The organism is Streptomyces sp. NPDC048434 (assembly GCF_043200375.1).
GTDB lineage: Bacteria > Actinomycetota > Actinomycetes > Streptomycetales > Streptomycetaceae > Streptomyces.
The window spans coordinates 21306-38585 of the sequence record NZ_JBICXQ010000026.1 but is presented as its reverse complement, the minus strand read 5'-3'; the positions used below and the strand labels follow the sequence as shown (position 1 = coordinate 38585).

The 17280-nt window shown below is 70.6% G+C and carries 15 protein-coding genes and 1 pseudogene; 8 read left to right on the top strand and 8 right to left on the bottom strand.

Annotated elements, in window-relative coordinates; genetic code table 11:
- Positions 1-4: 4 nt before the first annotated feature.
- From ACGFWI_RS27795 to ACGFWI_RS27775, 5 genes are all read right to left on the bottom strand, one after another.
- Complete coding sequence (locus ACGFWI_RS27795) at positions 5-967, bottom strand: HpcH/HpaI aldolase/citrate lyase family protein (protein WP_393908772.1); 963 nt, start codon at positions 965-967, stop codon at positions 5-7.
- The gene (locus tag ACGFWI_RS27790) at positions 964-2976 is read right to left on the bottom strand and encodes a protein meaA (protein ID WP_393908771.1); all 2013 of its coding nucleotides are present in this window, start codon (positions 2974-2976) and stop codon (positions 964-966) included. The genes ACGFWI_RS27795 and ACGFWI_RS27790 overlap by 4 nt, the downstream gene beginning before the upstream one ends.
- Positions 2977-3016: 40 nt before the next feature.
- Entirely contained in the window at positions 3017-4354 is a 1338-nt protein-coding gene (ccrA, locus tag ACGFWI_RS27785) for a crotonyl-CoA carboxylase/reductase (RefSeq protein ID WP_393908770.1), read from the bottom strand.
- A gap of 513 nt (positions 4355-4867) precedes the next feature.
- Positions 4868-5665, bottom strand: coding sequence for a TetR family transcriptional regulator (locus tag ACGFWI_RS27780; protein ID WP_393908769.1), 798 nt, complete (start codon positions 5663-5665; stop codon positions 4868-4870).
- Between the two features lie 136 nt (positions 5666-5801).
- A complete protein-coding gene (locus ACGFWI_RS27775) occupies positions 5802-7622 on the bottom strand; it encodes a 3-hydroxyacyl-CoA dehydrogenase family protein (protein WP_393908768.1) in 1821 nt (606 codons plus the stop codon).
- A gap of 386 nt (positions 7623-8008) precedes the next feature.
- Here ACGFWI_RS27775 and ACGFWI_RS27770 point away from each other — a divergent pair, with 386 nt between their 5' ends.
- Positions 8009-8749, top strand: coding sequence for a HEAT repeat domain-containing protein (locus tag ACGFWI_RS27770; RefSeq protein WP_393908767.1), 741 nt, complete (start codon positions 8009-8011; stop codon positions 8747-8749).
- Here the strand turns inward: ACGFWI_RS27770 and ACGFWI_RS27765 are convergent.
- On the bottom strand, positions 8680-9255 hold the full coding sequence (locus tag ACGFWI_RS27765) for a GNAT family N-acetyltransferase (protein ID WP_393908867.1): 576 nt from the start codon (positions 9253-9255) through the stop codon (positions 8680-8682). The genes ACGFWI_RS27770 and ACGFWI_RS27765 overlap by 70 nt on opposite strands.
- Positions 9256-9412: 157 nt before the next feature.
- Between ACGFWI_RS27765 and ACGFWI_RS27760 the strand changes: the two are divergent.
- Together ACGFWI_RS27760 and ACGFWI_RS27755 are read left to right on the top strand one after the other, a co-directional pair.
- Positions 9413-9574: pseudogene (locus tag ACGFWI_RS27760) on the top strand (SDR family NAD(P)-dependent oxidoreductase); the annotation flags it as partial.
- Between the two features lie 151 nt (positions 9575-9725).
- On the top strand, positions 9726-10085 hold the full coding sequence (locus tag ACGFWI_RS27755; RefSeq protein WP_393908766.1) for a MerR family transcriptional regulator: 360 nt from the start codon (positions 9726-9728) through the stop codon (positions 10083-10085).
- Between the two features lie 37 nt (positions 10086-10122).
- Here ACGFWI_RS27755 and ACGFWI_RS27750 read toward each other — a convergent pair whose 3' ends face one another.
- Positions 10123-11172, bottom strand: coding sequence for an Rv2578c family radical SAM protein (locus tag ACGFWI_RS27750; RefSeq protein ID WP_393908765.1), 1050 nt, complete (start codon positions 11170-11172; stop codon positions 10123-10125).
- Between the two features lie 158 nt (positions 11173-11330).
- Here ACGFWI_RS27750 and ACGFWI_RS27745 point away from each other — a divergent pair, with 158 nt between their 5' ends.
- From ACGFWI_RS27745 to ACGFWI_RS27735, 3 genes are all read left to right on the top strand, one after another.
- Positions 11331-11774, top strand: coding sequence for an SRPBCC family protein (locus ACGFWI_RS27745; protein WP_393908764.1), 444 nt, complete (start codon positions 11331-11333; stop codon positions 11772-11774).
- Positions 11775-12026: 252 nt separating this feature from the next.
- Positions 12027-14555: an MFS transporter gene (locus ACGFWI_RS27740; protein WP_393908763.1), complete on the top strand. Its 2529-nt coding sequence runs from the start codon at positions 12027-12029 to the stop codon at positions 14553-14555.
- Positions 14556-14696: 141 nt separating this feature from the next.
- The gene (locus ACGFWI_RS27735; protein ID WP_393908762.1) at positions 14697-15386 is read left to right on the top strand and encodes a PAS domain-containing protein; all 690 of its coding nucleotides are present in this window, start codon (positions 14697-14699) and stop codon (positions 15384-15386) included.
- 158 nt (positions 15387-15544) lie between these two features.
- On the opposite strand, the gene ACGFWI_RS27730 is transcribed toward ACGFWI_RS27735, so the two are convergent.
- Positions 15545-16396 (bottom strand): class I SAM-dependent methyltransferase, encoded by an 852-nt coding sequence (locus ACGFWI_RS27730; RefSeq protein ID WP_393908761.1) that lies wholly within the window; start codon positions 16394-16396, stop codon positions 15545-15547.
- Positions 16397-16629: 233 nt separating this feature from the next.
- Between ACGFWI_RS27730 and ACGFWI_RS27725 the strand changes: the two genes are divergently transcribed.
- Together ACGFWI_RS27725 and ACGFWI_RS27720 are read left to right on the top strand one after the other, a co-directional pair.
- The gene (locus ACGFWI_RS27725; protein WP_393908760.1) at positions 16630-16956 is read left to right on the top strand and encodes an ArsR/SmtB family transcription factor; all 327 of its coding nucleotides are present in this window, start codon (positions 16630-16632) and stop codon (positions 16954-16956) included.
- The gene (locus ACGFWI_RS27720; protein ID WP_393908759.1) at positions 16956-17225 is read left to right on the top strand and encodes a hypothetical protein; all 270 of its coding nucleotides are present in this window, start codon (positions 16956-16958) and stop codon (positions 17223-17225) included. Before ACGFWI_RS27725 ends, ACGFWI_RS27720 begins: the two co-directional genes overlap by 1 nt.
- Positions 17226-17280: the final 55 nt, after the last annotated feature.

Below are 17280 nucleotides of genomic sequence, written 5' to 3'. Positions count from 1 at the left end.
GTGCTTATGCCTCCGGGGCCTCGAACTTGGACGTGCGGGTCATGCCGGCGGCCCGGCCCTTGCCGGCGACGACCAGCGCCATCTTCCGGCTCGCCTCGTCGATCATCTCGTCGCCGAGCATCGCGGAACCCTTGGCTCCGCCCGCCTCCGAGGTGTGCCACTCGTAGGCGTCCAGGATCAGCTCGGCGTGGTCGTAGTCCTCCTGGGAGGGCGAGAACACCTCGTTGGCGGCCTCGACCTGACCCGGGTGCAGCACCCACTTGCCGTCGAAGCCCAGGGCGGCGGCGCGGCCGGCGACCTCGCGATAGCCGTCAACATTCTTGATCTGAAGGTACGGTCCGTCGATCGCCTGCAGATCGTAGGTACGGGCGGCCATCAGAATGCGCATCAGGATGTAGTGATAGGCATCCGCCCCATAGCCGGGCGGCTGCTCGCCGACCACCAGCGACTTCATGTTGATGGACGCCATGAAGTCGGCCGGGCCGAAGATGATGGTCTCCAGGCGCGGTGAGGCGCCGGCGATCTCGTCGACGTTCACCAGGCCCTTGGCGTTCTCGATCTGCGCCTCGATGCCGATCCTGCCGACCTCGAAGCCCATGGTCTTCTCGATCTGCGTCAGCAGCAGGTCCAGCGCCACGATCTGCTGGGCGTCCTGGACCTTCGGCAGCATGAGGCAGTCGAGGTTGGGGCCCGCGCCCTCGACGACCGTGATGACGTCCCGGTACGTCCAGTGCGTCGTCCAGTCGTTGACCCGCACGACCCGGGTCTTGCCGGTCCAGTCGCCGTCGTTCAGCGCCTCGACGATGTGGTGCCTGGCGCCTTCCTTGGCGAGCGGCGCGCAGGCGTCCTCCAGGTCCAGGAAGACCTGGTCGGCCGGGAGCCCCTGGGCCTTCTCCAGGAAGCGCGGATTGCTGCCCGGGACCGCGAGACAGGAGCGCCGCGGGCGCAGACGGTTCACCTGGGTCATGCGGGGACCTCCAGAGGGTCGAGCTGGTTCGCTTTCCGGATCTCGTCGACGATACGGCCGATGATCTCCGTAATACCGAAGTCCTTGGGGGTGAACACGGCCGCCACTCCGGCTTCCCGGAGCGCGGCAGCATCGGCGGAGGGGATGATGCCGCCGACGATGACGGGCATGTCATCCACGCCGGTGCGGCGCAGCCGGGCCAGTACGTCCGGCACCAGCTCGGCGTGCGAGCCGGACAGGATCGACAGACCGACACAGTGCACGTCCTCGGCGACCGCGGCCGAGACGATCTGCTCCGGGGTCAGCCGGATGCCCTGGTAGATCACCTCGAAGCCGGCATCCCTGGCCCGTACGGCTATCTGCTCGGCGCCGTTGCTGTGCCCGTCCAGGCCGGGCTTGCCGACCAGCAGGCGCAGCTTGCCGCTGCCGAGTTCGGCCGCGGTCTTGGCGACCTTCTCGCGGACCGCGGCGAGCGGGCTGCCCTCCTCGGCGGCGACCGCCAGGGGAGCGCTGGAGACGCCCGTGGGTGCCCGGAACTCGCCGAAGACGTCCCGCAGCGCCCAGGCCCACTCGCCGGTCGTCACACCCGCACGGGCGCACTCCACGGTGGCCGCGAAGAGATTGCCGTCGCCCGCCGCGGTCTTCTTCAGGACCGACAGCGCCTCCTGGGCGCGCGTCTCGTCGCGGTTGTCCCGCCAGTCGTGCAGCCCCTGGACCACCCGCGCCTCGTTGGCCGGGTCGACGGTCATGATGGCCGTGTCGAGGTCCGCGGTGAGCGGGTTGGGCTCGGTGCCCTCGAAGCAGTTGACACCGACGATCTTCTCCTCGCCGGACTCGATCCGGGCCCGCCGCTCGGCGTGCGCGGAGACCAGCTGCGACTTGAGATAGCCGGACTCCACCGCGGCCATCGCGCCGCCCATCTCCTGGATCCGCTCGATCTCCGCGAAGCATTCGGTGACCAGCGTGTCCACCTTGGCCTCGATGACATGCGAGCCGGCGAAGATGTCCTCGTACTCCAGCAGATCGCTCTCGTGCGCCAGGACCTGCTGGATCCGCAGCGACCACTGCTGGTCCCACGGGCGCGGCAGCCCCAGCGCCTCGTTCCAGGCGGGGAGCTGCACGGCCCGGGCCCGGGCGTCCTTGGAGAGCGTGACGGCCAGCATCTCCAGGACGATCCGCTGGACGTTGTTCTCCGGCTGCGCCTCGGTCAGACCGAGCGAGTTGACCTGGACGCCGTAGCGGAACCGGCGCTGCTTCTCGTTCTCGATGCCGTAGCGCTCACGGGTGATCCGGTCCCAGATGCGGCCGAAGGCACGCATCTTGCACATCTCCTCGACGAACCTGACACCGGCGTTCACGAAGAACGAGATACGGGCCACGACATCGCCGAACTTCTCCGCCGGCACCTGTCCGGAGTCCCGCACCGCGTCCAGCACCGCGATGGCGGTGCTCATCGCATACGCGATCTCCTGGACCGGCGTGGCGCCCGCCTCCTGCAGGTGGTAGCTGCAGATGTTGATCGGGTTCCACTTGGGGATGTGGGCCACCGTGTACGTGATCATGTCGGTGGTCAGCCGGAGCGAGGGGCCGGGCGGGAAGACGTGCGTCCCGCGCGACAGGTACTCCTTGACGATGTCGTTCTGTGTCGTCCCCGACAGCTTGGAGATGTCGGCGCCCTGCTCCTCGGCGACCACCTCGTACAGCGCCAGCAGCCACATGGCCGTCGCGTTGATGGTCATCGAGGTGTTCATCTGGTCCAGCGGGATGTCCTGGAACAGCCGTCGCATGTCGCCGAGGTGGGACACCGGGACCCCGACCCGGCCGACCTCACCGCGGGCGAGGACGTGGTCGGGGTCGTATCCGGTCTGCGTCGGGAGGTCGAACGCGACCGACAGGCCGGTCTGGCCCTTGGCGAGGTTGCGTCGGTACAGCTCGTTGGACGCCTCGGCGGTGGAGTGGCCGGCGTACGTCCGCATCAGCCACGGACGATCCTTCTGACGCTCAGTCATATCAGGCTCGAATCTTCGTGGTCCGGAAGTCCGAGTTGCCTCAGACGTTCCGGAACCGGTTGATGGCGTCGAGGTGCTTTGCGCGCATTTCTTCGTCGCGCACGCCCATCCCCTCCTCGGGGGCCAGTGCCAGCACGCCGACCTTGCCCTGGTGGAGGTTGCGGTGCACGTCGTACGCCGCCTGCCCGGTCTCTTCGAGGCTGTAGGTCCGCGAAAGGGTCGGGTGGATCTTGCCCTTGGCGATCAGGCGGTTGGCCTCCCACGCCTCGCGGTAGTTGGCGAAGTGCGAGCCGACGATCCGCTTCAGCGACATCCACAGGTAGCGGTTGTCGTACTCGTGGTTGTAGCCCGAGGTCGAGGCGCAGGTGACGATGGTGCCGCCCTTGCGCGTGACGTAGACGGACGCGCCGAAGGTCTCCCGGCCGGGGTGCTCGAAGACGATGTCCACGTCCTCGCCGCCGGTCAGCTCGCGGATGCGCTTGCCGAAGCGCTTCCACTCCTTGGGGTCCTGGTTGTGCTCGTCCTTCCAGAACTTGTAGCCCTCGGCGTTACGGTCGATGATCGCCTCGGCGCCCATCTTCCGGCAGATCTCCGCCTTCTGGTCCGAGGAGACCACACAGATCGGGTTGGCGCCGCCGGCCAGCGCGAACTGGGTGGCGTAACTGCCGAGTCCGCCGCTCGCGCCCCAGATCAGGACGTTGTCGCCCTGCTTCATCCCGGCGCCGTTGCGGGAGACCAGCTGGCGGTACGCGGTCGAGTTGACCAGACCGGGCGACGCCGCCTCCTCCCAGCTCAGGTGCTGGGGCTTGGGCATCAGCTGGTTGGACTTGACCAGCGCGATCTCGGCCAGGCCGCCGAAGTTGGTCTCGAAGCCCCAGATGCGCTGCTCGGGGTCGAGCATGGTGTCGTTGTGGCCGTCGGAGGACTCCAGCTCGACGGAGAGGCAGTGCGCGACGACCTCGTCGCCGGGGCCCCAGGCGTTGACGCCGGGCCCGGTGCGCAGCACCACACCGGCCAGGTCGGAGCCGATGACGTGGTACGGCAGGTCGTGCCGCTTGGTGAGCGGGGAGAGGCGGCCGTAGCGCTCCAGGAACGCGAAGGTCGACATGGGCTCGAAGATCGAGGTCCAGACCGAGTTGTAGTTCACGGAGGAGGCCATCACGGCCACCAGTGCCTCGCCCGGTCCCAGCTCGGGAACCGGCACATCCTCGATGTGCAGCGACTTGCGGGGGTCCTTCTCCTTGGTTTCCAGGCCTGCGAACATCTCGGCCTCGTCCTTGTGCACGGTCACCGCGCGGTAGGACTCGGGGATGGTCAGCGCGGCGAAGTCGGCGCTGGTGGTGTCAGGCGCAACGATTGCGTCCAGGATTTCGTTCACGGTGTGCCTCCGGCGAAGCGCGTTGAGGAACGGCTTGAGGGAACGTCGGGGGTGGTGCGGAGGTGGTGCCGTCGGTTCGGCCGGGTTGGCTCCGTTGCCGTCGCCTCTGCGGGGATCGCAGAGCCGTCGGCCGCGGTGCCTGGCAGCGCTGGTGAGCGCGGTGCCCAGCGGCAGCTGGGAAGTGCCTGTGACGCAGGCATCCGGGCGGCCAGCCACGTGGGGCTGGTGGGACAGCCGGCGTGCGTGGGTTTTCAGCACGCCGGCCGCCCGGACACCTTCAACGTATGACACCGCGTGCCAGGCGACAAGACACTGAGTGCCAAGAATTTCTCTCAGATGTCATTCAGGCGGCACGCATGAGCGAAAGAGCCCCGATGGGAGGCCTGCGGATCACGCAAAGAAAGGTGAGGTGTGCGCAGCGTGCGCAGGGAGGGCGTTACGCCATCCGTGTCGCGGCCCGGTCGGTGCATGGGTGCCGGGCCGCGCTCGTGTCCGGTTCCGGCCGGAAGGCCGTTACTTCCGTTCTTTGATCGCCTTGCGGATGGTGCGCATGACCTCGTCCAGCGGGGCGTCCGTGCGGGCCACCGCGACCAGCACCTCGCCCTCGCGCGAGACGGCCGCCGGGGGATTCTCCCCGCCGCTGGTGCGGCCCGCGCCGATGCCGGCGCCGAAGGTCTCCCGGACGATCTCGAAGGCATGGTCGAGCTGTGCCTCGACATCGCCCTCCGCGCCGGCCCGCAGCCAGCGCCGCAGCACGTGGTTGTGCGCGGTGACCACGGCGGACGCCGCGACCTCGGCGAGCAGCGGATCGTCGTCGCCCTCGCGGTGTGCGCCCTCGTCGAAGTGGCCCAGGAGATAGCGGGTGAACAGCCGCTCGTAGCGGGCCACCGAAGCGATCTCGGCCTCACGCAGGGTGGGGACCTCGCGGGTCAGGCTGTAACGGGCCACCGACACGGCCGGGGAGGCCGCATACATCCGCATGACCTCCTTGATGCCGCGGCAGACCGTGTCCAGCGGGTTCTCGTGCGGCGGAGCGGCGTCCAGGACGGCCTCCGCGCGGACGAGGGTGTCGTCGTGGTCGGGGAAGATCGCCTCTTCCTTGGAGCGGAAGTGGCGGAAGAAGGTACGCCGGGCGACGCCCGCTGCGGCCGCGATCTCATCGACCGTCGTCGCCTCATAGCCCTTGGTCGCAAACAGTTCCATCGCCGCCGCCGACAATTCGCGGCGCATTTTGAGCCGTTGCGCAGCCGCCCGACGGGTACCGGGAGTGTCAGGGGCGTCTGAGGGTTGCGTGCGAGCGGGCTGGGACATGTGGGGACGGTACTGCATATTTACGCGGCCTGCGGCATGAGGTGCAGCCTTTGCCCCCGTGAGCGGGGGTGGACCGCCGTCAGGTTCCAGCAGTCCACCCCACCCTCCCCCGGCCGGGCCGGGGTGCCGCCACGCGTCAGCGCCGGGCGTACTCACGGAAGCCGCGGCCGGTCTTGCGGCCGAGGCAGCCCGCGGCGACGAGGTGCTCCAGCAGCGGCGCCGGGGCCAGCCCGGGGTCGCGGAACTCGGCGTGCAGCACCTTCTCGATGGCCAGGGACACGTCCAGGCCGACCACATCGAGGAGTTCGAACGGGCCCATCGGGTACCCGCCGCCGAGCTTCATGGCGGCGTCGATGTCGTCCAGGGTCGCATAGTGCTCCTCGACCATCTTGATCGCGTTGTTCAAGTACGGGAACAGCAGCGCATTCACGATGAATCCGGCCCGGTCGCCGCAGTCCACCGGGTGCTTGCGGACCTTGGTGCAGACCGCCCGCACGGTGGCGTGGACATCGTCGGCCGTCAGGACCGTACGCACCACCTCTACCAGCTTCATGGCGGGCGCCGGGTTGAAGAAGTGCATCCCGATGACGTCCTGCGGGCGCGAGGTGGCGCGGGCGCAGGCCACGACCGGCAGCGACGAGGTGGTGGTGGCCAGGACGGCGCCCGGCTTGCAGACCTTGTCCAGCGTCGTGAACAGCTCCTGCTTGACCGCCAGATCCTCGGCCACCGCCTCGACCGCGAGGTCCACGTCGGCGAACGCGTCCAGCGAACCGGCCGGGGTGATCGCCGCCAGCGCGGTGTCCCGGGCCTCGGCGCTCATCCGGCCCTTGTCCACGGAGCGGCCCAGCGACTTGGCGATCCTGGCCTTGGCCTTCTCGGCCTTCTCCAGGCTGCGGGCGGCCAGCACGACCTTGAAGCCCGCCTTGGCGAAGACCTCCGCGATACCGCTGGCCATCGTCCCGGAACCGGCCACGCCGACGCCGGTGACCGTACGCCCGCCGGTGAGCTCATCGGCGGCCGCCGGGCTCTCCGCGTCCGGCACGACCGTGCTGCTGCCCGGGGCGTCGTACGTGTAGAAGCCGCGGCCCGCCTTGCGGCCGGTCAGCCCCGCCTCGGTCAGCTGGCCGAGGATCGGCGCGGGGGCGTGCAGCCGGTCCTGGGAGTCGGCGTACATCGCCTCCAGGACCGTGCGCGCGGTGTCCACGCCGATCAGGTCGAGCAGCGCCAGCGGGCCCATGGGCAGACCGCAGCCGAGCCGCATCGCGGCGTCGATGTCCTCGCGGGTGGCGTACTTGGCCTCGTACATCGCCGCGGCCTGGTTCAGGTACCCGAACAGCAGGCCATCGGCGACGAAGCCGGGGCGGTCACCCACCGCGATCGGGTCCTTGCCCAGGTGGTGGGCGAGCTCCGTGACGGCCGCGACCGCGGTCGGCGCGGTGAGCACGGAGGAGACGACCTCGACCAGCTTCATGGCCGGTGCGGGGTTGAAGAAGTGCACGCCGAGCACTCGCTCGGGGCGCTGCGAGTCGGCGGCCAGCCGGGTCACGGACAGCGCATTGGTGCCGGTGGCCAGGATGGTCTCCGGCCGCACCACGGCGTCCAGCTCGGCGAAGACCTGCCGCTTGAGCTCGTAGTCCTCGGGCACCACCTCGATGACGAGATCGGCGTCCGCGGCGGCCTGCACATCGGTGAAGGTGCGGAACCGGGCCAGGATGTCCTGCCGCTCCCGCTCCGTGATCCGCTCGCGCTGCACCGCGCGGGCGGTGGCGGCTTCGAGGGCCGAGACGGCATGCCGGGCCGCGGCTTCGTCGGTGTCGATACCGATGACCTCGCGGCCGGCCCGCGCCAGCACCTCGGCGATACCGGTGCCCATGGTGCCCAGGCCGACGATGGCGACGGTGGAAAGAGACAGGGGGGAGGCTTCAGTTGAGAGATCAGGGGTGGACTGAGGGCCCATCGCGAGACTCCTGAGGGTGTTCCCCTGAATACAGGGGAGAAGTGACGACTGAGGGGTATCCGCGCGGCGCGATACCTGACCTGCGCAGCGGCAGAGAAGCGGCGGTGAGCCGCGGGAGCCGCAGCGCTGCGGGAGCGCCGGCGGGGCGGGAGGCGCGGCGAGCCCTGTCCCGGGGCCGTGCCGTGTTCTCCGTACTGAGGTCGTGCTGTGCCGAACCGACTTCACTCTGTGGCGGCTGCGTCACCAGGCCGCCCGAGCAGTGGTGCTGCTCGTTCCAGCAGGTTAACCGGTGAGTAACCAGAGCGCCAGGGGTAGCGGGGGTCATTAGGCTGTGGTGCAGGCCACGTCGCGGGAGCCGGGGCGGCCCGGTGGGAGGGGATCGGCAAATGGAAGAGGAATTCCACGAGTTGACGGACCGGGTGCGCGCCGAACTCCGCTCCCCACAGGATCTGGTCGCTTACGAACGGTTGCTGGGGCTGGCCCGCAAGAACACCCCGGCCGGGCGGGAGGAACTGGCCCGGATGCTGGTCGCCGTCGAACGTCCGCTGTGGGCCAGGGAGATCGCCGCCTTCATCCTCGGCTGCGCCGGCGACAAGCGGGCCTTCGAGACACTCGTCCTGTTACTGAACTACCGCGACCCGGTGCGCTGCGCCACCGCCGCGCACGCCCTGGGCCGCCTCGGCGACCCCCGTACCGCCCGCGCCGCCGCCGCACTCGCCACCAATCCGCTGCGCACCGCCTACGCCCTGCACCCGGTCAGGCTGCTCGCCGAACTCCGTGCACCGCAGTCCGTACCCGCGCTGATCGCGACCCTGGAGCGGCTGCTGACCCCGCACAACCCCTACTGGCGGGTGGCGCTCGCCTGTGTCGAGGGGCTGGGCGCGCTGGGCGACCGGCGCGCGGTTCCCACGCTCACCGCGGCCGTCGCCCATCCCCGGCTGGCGGCCGCCGCGGCGGCGTCACTGGCACGGCTGGGGGTGCACGAGGACGAGACGGCGCAGGCCGGACCCGAGGTGACGGAGGACGGGCCGGACGGCGCGGCAGGCGGCGATCGGGGTCAGGGCTCCGAGCGGGGTGAGGGGACCGGTGGCGGCGGTGCCGGTTCCGGTGTCAGCGAGCGCCGGTAGCGCAGCTCCGGGACGCTGCGGCCGCCCACCTCGAACGCCTCCTCGGCCCCGTCCGGCACAAAACCGGCCCGTTCGTAGAACCGCTGGGCGCGGGTGTTGCCGCGAACCACCCACAGATACAGCGCGCGGTAGCCGCTCGCCCGTGCGCGGGCGGTGCCGGCGGCCATCAGGGCACGGCCGACGCCGGTGCCGATCAGGCAGGGCGCCACATAGAGGGCGAGCAGCTCACCCGCGGTCGGCGCCGGTGCGGGCAACTCCTCGGCCCCCGGGGCGATATCGGGGTCCCGGGCCGGTCCGACGCACGCCCAGCCGACGACCTCACCGTCCCACTCGGCCACCAGCTCCGACACCTCCGGCGACCGGCGCGCGAACCACGACCGCCGTCGCTCGGCATCCGCCGACACGCTCATCGTGTCCAGATACTCCTGCGGCATCAGCCCGCGATACGCCGTCTGCCAGCCGTGGACCCGTACCGCCGAGACCGCGTCGACATCGGCTTCGGTCATCTCCCGTACGCGTACCCGGTGCGGTGGCTGTGCCCGGCTCCGTTCATCAGACCCCTCCATGCAGGAGAGGGTAGGAGGCCCGTCAAGGAGTTTTCCCGTGCGAGGACCGGGGAGCCGCTTGACCTTGTCCCAGGTGTCAGGGTTCGAGACTCCCGGCATGGAACGCACCACGTACGCCGGGCCGGATGCGCCCGGAACGGACAGCAGAGTCGTGATCGTCACCGGGGCCGGTACCGGGATCGGACGTGCCACCGCCCATGCCTTCGCGGCGGAGGGCGCGCGCGTCCTGGCGGTGGGCCGTCACCCGGCTCGCCGCGCCGTCCGCGTCGTTCGTGACCGGGGTGATCCTCCCGGTCGACGGGGGAGCGGTGGTCGGCTGACGGGCACGGCCGCGGGGCGGTCCGTGCGGGGCGGGCCGGGCCGCCCGTCACCGCCCTGGTAGAAACGCTGGCGGACGGGGAGGTGATCCGGTGCGGATCGGGGAGCTGGCAGGGCTCACGGGGGTGTCGCCGCGCGCGCTGCGCCACTACGAACGCGCGGGGCTGATCGCCTCGGAGCGGGCGGCGAACGGCTATCGGCGCTACGACGAGTGCGTGGTCGTACGGGTCCGCAACATCTGCCACCTCCTGGCGGCCGGGCTCACGCTCGCCGACGTCCACTGCTTCACCCACTGCCTGGACGGCGACATGTCCAGCGCCCCGCCGTCGGCCGAGGGCCTGCGCATCGCCCATGAGCGGCTCGCCGTCATCGACGAGCGGATCAGGGTCCAGACGGAGGCGCGCAACCGTCTGGCGCGGGCCCTGGCGGCGGCTCCGGCCCCCTCGGCCTGACCGCTCCGGCCGCCTCGGCCTGACCGCTCCGGCCGGGTCAGATCAGGGTCAACTGGGTTGGTTCCGCGGGCGCGTGGGGTCCGTCACCGAGGGGTGCACCGGCCGGTCCGGGGCCGGCGTCCGCCGGTGGGATCTTGCGACCCGCGCCGGGGCGGGAGGGCCCGATGCCGTACTCCGCGGCGAACTCGTGGACCTGGCGGGTGATGCGGCGCTGGTACCACGTGGGGGCGTAGGCGCCGTCCCCGTACATCGTCCGGTAACGCCGCACCAGATGCGGGTAGTGGCGCTCCAGCCACGCCATGAACCATTCACGGGCGCCGGGCCGCAGATGCAGCACGAGCGGGGTCACGGAGCCGGCCCCGGCCTCGGCGATGGCGCGCACCGTGGCCCGCAGCTGCTCCGGTGCGTCCCCGAGGAACGGGATCACCGGCGCCATCAGCACACCGCACGGGATGCCGTGCGCGGTGAGCGTACGCACCACGTCCAGCCGGCGCTCGGGGGCGGGCGTGCCGGGCTCGACCGTGCGCCACAGCTCGCGGTCCAGGAAGCCGACGGAGACGGAGATACCGACGTCGGTGACCTCGGCGGCCTGCTGCAGCAGCGCCAGGTCCCGCAGGATGAGCGTGCCCTTGGTGAGGATCGAGAAGGGGTTAGCGTAGTCGCGCAGCGCCGTGATGATGCCGGGCATCAGGCCGTAGCGGCCCTCGGCGCGCTGATAGCAGTCGACGTTCGTGCCCATGGCTATGTGGTCACCGTGCCAGCGCCGCCCGGCCAGCTCGCGGCGCAGCAGTTCGGGGGCGTTGACCTTCACCACGATCTGCGAGTCGAAGTCCTGCCCGGTGTCCAGGTCGAGATAGCTGTGCGTCTTGCGCGCGAAGCAGTACACACAGGCATGACTGCACCCCCGGTAGGGATTCACGGTCCATTCGAACGGCATCCGCGAGGCGCCGGGCACGCGGTTCACGATCGAGCGGGCGCGCACTTCATGGAAGGTGATCCCGCGGAATTCGGGGGTGTCGATCGTCCGGCTGACGACGTCCGTACCGAACAGCGCGGACGGGCTTTCGCCGAGATTGTCCCAGCGCATCGGGCCTCCTTCTGGATCCTGCAGGGCCCCCCGGGCGCCATAATAGAACACATGTTCCCTTGAGGCTCGGCGGCCCTGAATTTGGGCGCGCCGCCGTGGGGTGGTTGGCTTGGCGGCGCATCGCAGGACCGGCAGTCGAGTACTGGAGGAAGACACATATGGGTCAGGTCGAGGCCATCACGGAGCGCGAGATCGCGGCAGACCCGGAGGACGTGTTCGACGCGCTCGCCGACTACTCCGGCACGCGCCGGCAGCTGCTGCCCGAGCACTTCAGCGAGTACGAGGTCCGTGAGGGCGGCGACGGCAAGGGCACCCTCGTCCACTGGAAGCTCCAGGCCACGAGCAAGCGGGTGCGCGACTGCCTGCTGGAGGTCGACGAGCCGACCGACGGTCAGCTCGTGGAGAAGGACCGCAACTCCTCGATGGTGACCACCTGGGTCGTCACCCCGGCCGGCGAGAAGCGCGCCAAGGTCGTCGTCACCACCACCTGGCAGGGCGCCGGCGGTATCGGCGGTTTCTTCGAGCGGACCTTCGCCCCCAAGGGGCTCGGCCGGATCTACGACAGCCTGCTCGACAATCTCGCCGCCCACGTGGCGAAGTGATCGGCGATCACACCCGTCACCCTGAGCGCATGCCTTCACACTCACCGGTTCGGGTGGTTTCCGGTGAGTCGAAGTGTCCGGGCCACCGGAACGCTTCCGTACGGAAAGCCCTGATGGGAGCCCAATAGGCGCCCCGGGCAACGTACTTGATGCCCCTTCCCACCCCGCACGCACCCTTTCGCCGCGGTTGATCGGTGTTGTCGCCCAATGCGAGAGATTGGGCGGCAACAGGCGTGACGAGGGGAGCAGCACGTGGGTGGCACCATCCTGAGCGAGCGGGTCGAGTGGATCGGTCCGCCCGTCCCCGGCGCGACAACGGCTCCGGCCGCCAACGACGGACCGAAGGGCCCCGCCCCCGGTGCCCCGGTGCCGCTCGGCCCCCGCCGGGTCCGCATGGTCTTCCTCGGCCTGATGCTGACGCTGCTGCTCGCGGCCCTTGACCAGACGATCGTCGCCACCGCGCTCCCCAAGATCGTCGGCGAGCTGCACGGCCTGGGCGAGATGTCCTGGGCGGTGACGTCCTACCTCCTCGCCTCGACCATCGGACTGCCGCTCTACGGCAAGCTCGGCGATCTCTTCGGCCGCAAGCCCGTCTTCCTCTTCGCCATCCTCGTCTTCACCGTCGGCTCGGCGCTGGCCGGCTGGTCGCGGACCATGGACGAGCTGATCATCTTCCGGGCCGTCCAGGGCGTCGGCGGCGGCGGCCTCATCATCGGCGTCCAGGCGATCATCGCCGATGTCGTCCCGCCGCGGGCCCGCGGCCGCTACCTGGGCCTGATCGGAGCCGCCTTCGGACTCGCCTCCGTGGCCGGGCCGCTGATCGGCGGCTTCTGCACCGACCACGCCTCCTGGCGCTGGTGCTTCTACCTCAACGTCCCGTTCGGCGCGCTGACGCTCGTCGTCATCGCCTGCGTGCTGAAGCTGCCCCGGCCCGCGCGCCGCGCCCGACTGGACGTCGCGGGGGCGCTGTTGCTCGCCGCGTTCTCCACCTGCCTGGTCCTGCTGACCAGTTGGGGCGGCACCGAGTACGCCTGGAACTCGCGGGTCGTCCTCGGCCTCGGGGCCGGTGCGCTCGGCTGTGCCCTGCTGTTCCTCGCCGTCGAGCACTTCGCCGCCGAACCGCTCATCCCGCTGCGGCTGTTCCGCGACTCGATCTTCAATCTCACCGGCCTGATCGGCGCCGTCGTCGGTGTGGCGCTCTTCGGCGCCGCCAGCTACCTGCCGACCTTCCTGCAGATGGTCGACGGGGCCACGGCCACCGAGTCCGGGCTGCTGATGCTGCCCATGATGGGCGGCATCGTCCTCGCCTCGATCGTCTCCGGTCAGCTCATCAGCCGCACCGGGCACTACAAGGTGTTCCCCGTACTGGGCTGCGCGGCGGCCGCGGTGGGGATGTGGCTGCTGTCGCGGATGCAGCAGGACACCCCGCGCGAGGACTACAGCCTCTGGATGGGCATCCTCGGCCTCGGCATCGGCTTCGTCATGCCGGTGCTGGTGCTCGCCGTGCAGAACTCCGTACGCACCGCCGACCTCGGCACCGCGACCAGCGCCACCAACTACTTCCGGCAGATCGGCGGCAGCGTCGGCGCGGCCCTCTTCGGCACCCTCTTCGCCGACCGGCTGGCCCGCCAACTCGGCGACCGGCTGCCGGAGTCGGCGCGGCTGCCCGACCCGGAGTCGATCACCCCGCAACTGGTGCGCGCACTGCCCGCCTCGCTGCGCGACAGCTATGTCGCCGCGTATGCGCACGCCATGCCGGGGATCTTCTTCTACCTCGTGCCGGTCCTCGTCCTGGGCCTTGTGCTCGCCTTCTTCCTGAAAGAGAAACCCCTGGTGTCCCACGCCTCTCCTGCTCCGCAGGCCTCCCCGACCCCGCAGGCTCCGTACGGCGATCCGGCCGACCCCGCCGCCGTACCCCCGGCACGTTCCGCCGCGGACGCGACCGCCCCCCACTCCCATGGCAGCCAACCGACGTACTCCCGTGCACACGGCTACGCCTCCACCGGACACCCCACCGTCACGGCCGGCGTCCCGGTGTGCGGCACCGTTCAGCACCACGACGGCAGCATCGTGCCGCGCGCCGCGCTCACCCTCATCGACGTCGCCGGCCGCCAGGTCGGCCGCGGCGCCACCGGCGACGACGGGCGGTATGCGCTGAGCACGCCGGGCGCCGGCTCGTATGTGCTGATCGCGGCGGCCGGCGGGCACCAGCCGCAGGCCGTCAGTGTCACCGTCGGCGAGCGGCCGGTCGAGCTGGACGTGGTGCTCGGCGGCGCGGGGCGCCTCGCGGGCACCGTCACCACCGCCGACGGCACGCCCGTACGCGATGCCATGGTCACCCTCACCGACGTCCGCGGCGAGGTCGTCGCCACCACCCGCAGCGGACGCGAAGGCGGCTATGTCATCGGGGAGTTGGTGGCCGGCGAGTACACGCTCGCCTCCAGCGCCCCCGCTTTCCGCCCCGCCGCGCTGCCGGTGACCGTGCAGGCGTCGCGGGAGACCCGCCAGGACGTCGAGCTCGCCGGCGGTGCGGTGCTGCGCGGGACCGTACGGGCCGGCGGCGGCCGCCCCGTCGAGGATGCCAGGGTCACCCTCCTGGACGCCGCCGGCAATGTCGTCGACACCGCGACCACCGGCCCCGACGGGCTGTTCCGCTTCGTGGATCTGTCGGCCGGCGAGTACACCGTCATCGCCGCCGGATACCCGCCGGTGGCCACCGTCCTGCGGATGGCGGGAGGCGGCCGCACGGAGCGCGACCTCCAACTGGGGCACGAGGACTGAGCTCTTCGCGACGGCTGCGGCGGACGGTGCGCACGGTGCGCGGACGCACTCCCTCTTCGGGGAATGCCGCCCGCCGCACCGTGCCGCGGTCGTACCGTGGTGGGGGTGGTGCACGGCCGGTGTACGAAGGAGCAACCACCCATGGAACGTGGCCTGTTGAACGGCGACGACCTGACCCTCGCGGCGCCCCGGGCGGCCGCACCCCGGGATGCGGCGCCCGGACGGATTCCGCTTGCGGTCGTGGTGGTGGATGCGGACGGCCGGATCTCCCACTGGAGCAACGGTGCGCACCGGCTCTTCGGGCCCGCCCGTGAAGAGGCGGTGGGCGCCCCCGCCGTCGATCTGATGCCGGTCACGGGTGCGCTCGGCGACAAGGGGTGGGGTGAGCGCACGCACGGCCCCGAGCTGAGCCATGGCTTCGAGGAGCACCACAGCCCTGACCGGCAGGCCTCGTCGGGCGGCGGCGCGTCCTGTCCCACGGCCGGCCGGGCCCGGATGGCCGCGGCCGGCACCCGCTCGGTGGACCTGCTGTGGTGGGCGTACCCCCTGGTGGGTTCCGGCGCCGGACGGATCCTCGTACTCGCGGCGGACGTCGGCCTGTTACCCGGTGAGAGCAACAAGGAGCGCGGCGCCGGACACGAACGCTTTGCGCCCGCCTTCGCGCCGCACACCGACATCCCCGGCGCCGGAGACCTGGCCCGCAGGCTGCCGGAGATCCTGCCGGGCATAAGCCCCCAGGAGAGCGCCCGGATCGTCTCCCAGGTCCTGGAACTGGGCTGTCCGGTGCTGGAGGTCAGCCTCCAGGAGCGGTTCCCGGTGACCCTGGACTGAGCGGCGTGCGCCCTACTGCCCTGCGGCCCGAGGCATCACACGCGATCAGCGGGGAGTATCCCGAGCGGATCGCGGAGCGGGTGAACGCGTTTCTCCAGGAAGGGTGAGATCCCCACGAGCCGTCGGAGCCGTGCGGCCCGCTGCACTCACGCGGTCCGTCAGGGCCGAGGGGCCAGCCGGGCGGGCGCCGAACCGAAATGCAACCGGGTGATGAGCGGGCGGTCCCCGCGGAGCAGGGGCAGGGCCGCGGCGCGGGGCGCGAGATAGCCGAGGACACCACGGCCCGCGGGGAGCGGAACGTCGGCCACTTCGCTGATGGCCGGATGGGCGCTGAACAGCTGCTCCCGCCCGACCGCGTCCATGCCCCAGGGCATCGGGGGCAGATGATGGCCGCCGGGCCCCTTGGCGCCGGTGCGGGTGCGGGCGCTGAAGCGCCGCGACACGGTGTCGAACACCATCGAGCCACCGGGAAACGCCTCGGCGCAGGCGGCGATCAGCTGGGTCACCTGCGCGGGCTGGAGATACATCAGCAGGCCCTGCGCGGTCACCAGCACACCGCGTGCGGCGTCGATACCCGTCATCCATTGGGTGTTGCGGGCGTCGCAGGCGATGAGCCGCTGCCGATCCCCGTGCGGCAGTACACGCCGGCGCAGCGCCAGCGGGTCGCTGAGGTCGACGGTGACCCAGTGGGCCCGGCCGTTGTCCACCCGCCAGAACTGTGTCTCCAGGCCCTCGCCGAGAGCGATCACGGTGCCGTCCGGGTGGGCGGCGAGGAATGCACGCACCACCCGGTCGAATCCCAGGGCCCGGAGGGCAATGGCCTGCGCCAGCCATGGCCGGGTGCCGCCCAGCCGTTCCACGAAAGGGAAGTCCACTTCGGAGATGAGCTGTACGGCGCGTGGATCGGGCAGCACCGTGTCCGGGCGGGCGGCTTCGGCGGCGCGGTGGTAGAGCGTCCACAACGCCGTTTCGGGAACTCCCTTGAGGTCTGCCTTGACGCGGCCTGGCACCGAGTTCCTCCCAGAGTGCGGTGTGGCGGTGGGCCGGCGGCGTGACACCTCTCGGCCCACCGGATGCACTGCCTCGATCCGGCGTTGATATCGCCACTCCCGCCCCGCACGGGGCCGTTCGGGGGGCCGGTCACCCTGGGGGGTGCTTAGTCGTACCTTCGGTCCGGAACACCTGCCCGCATAACTCGGCACCTGCTAACGTAAGTTGGCATGTGCTGGAGTGTGAGTCTGCCGTGAGAGACCCGACGCCGACCGGCGATGAGCTCGTTCGCCTGCTGGCGACGCTCTCCAACCCTCATCGGATGCGGGTGGTCGCCGCGCTCCAGGCGGCGCCGAACTATGTCAGCCAACTGGCGCGTGAGCTGGGCATCTCCCGGGCGCTGCTGCAGGTCCATCTGAAGAAGCTGGAGACGGCCGGTCTGGTCTCCTCGCGGATACAGGTGTCGGACGACGGGAAAGCGATGAAGTTCTACGAGGTGACCGCCTTCTCGGTTCACCTGACCCCCGAGTGTCTTGCGACCGCGGCGAAGACGCTGACCATCGAGAAGGGATCCCCGTGATGAACTATCACCAGTGGCAGGAAGTCATCGGCACCATCGGGATCTTCGTCCTGCTGACCGCCGTTCTCGTCACGATCATCTGGCAGGTCGCGATCACCCGGCGGGCCACGGCGCAGCTGGCGCGCGAGGACGCGTACAGGAAGCTCGCCGGTGCTGCTGTCGAGGGGCAGGAGCGCATCGCGCGGGAGCTGACAGCCATCACCGGTCAGGTCGCGGATCTGCAGGGCCGTACCCGAACGATCGAGAGGGTCCTCAAGGACGTCGAATAGCCCCTGTATGCCGGTAGGCCGTCGAGCGGCAACTCGACGGCCCACGAACGGCACC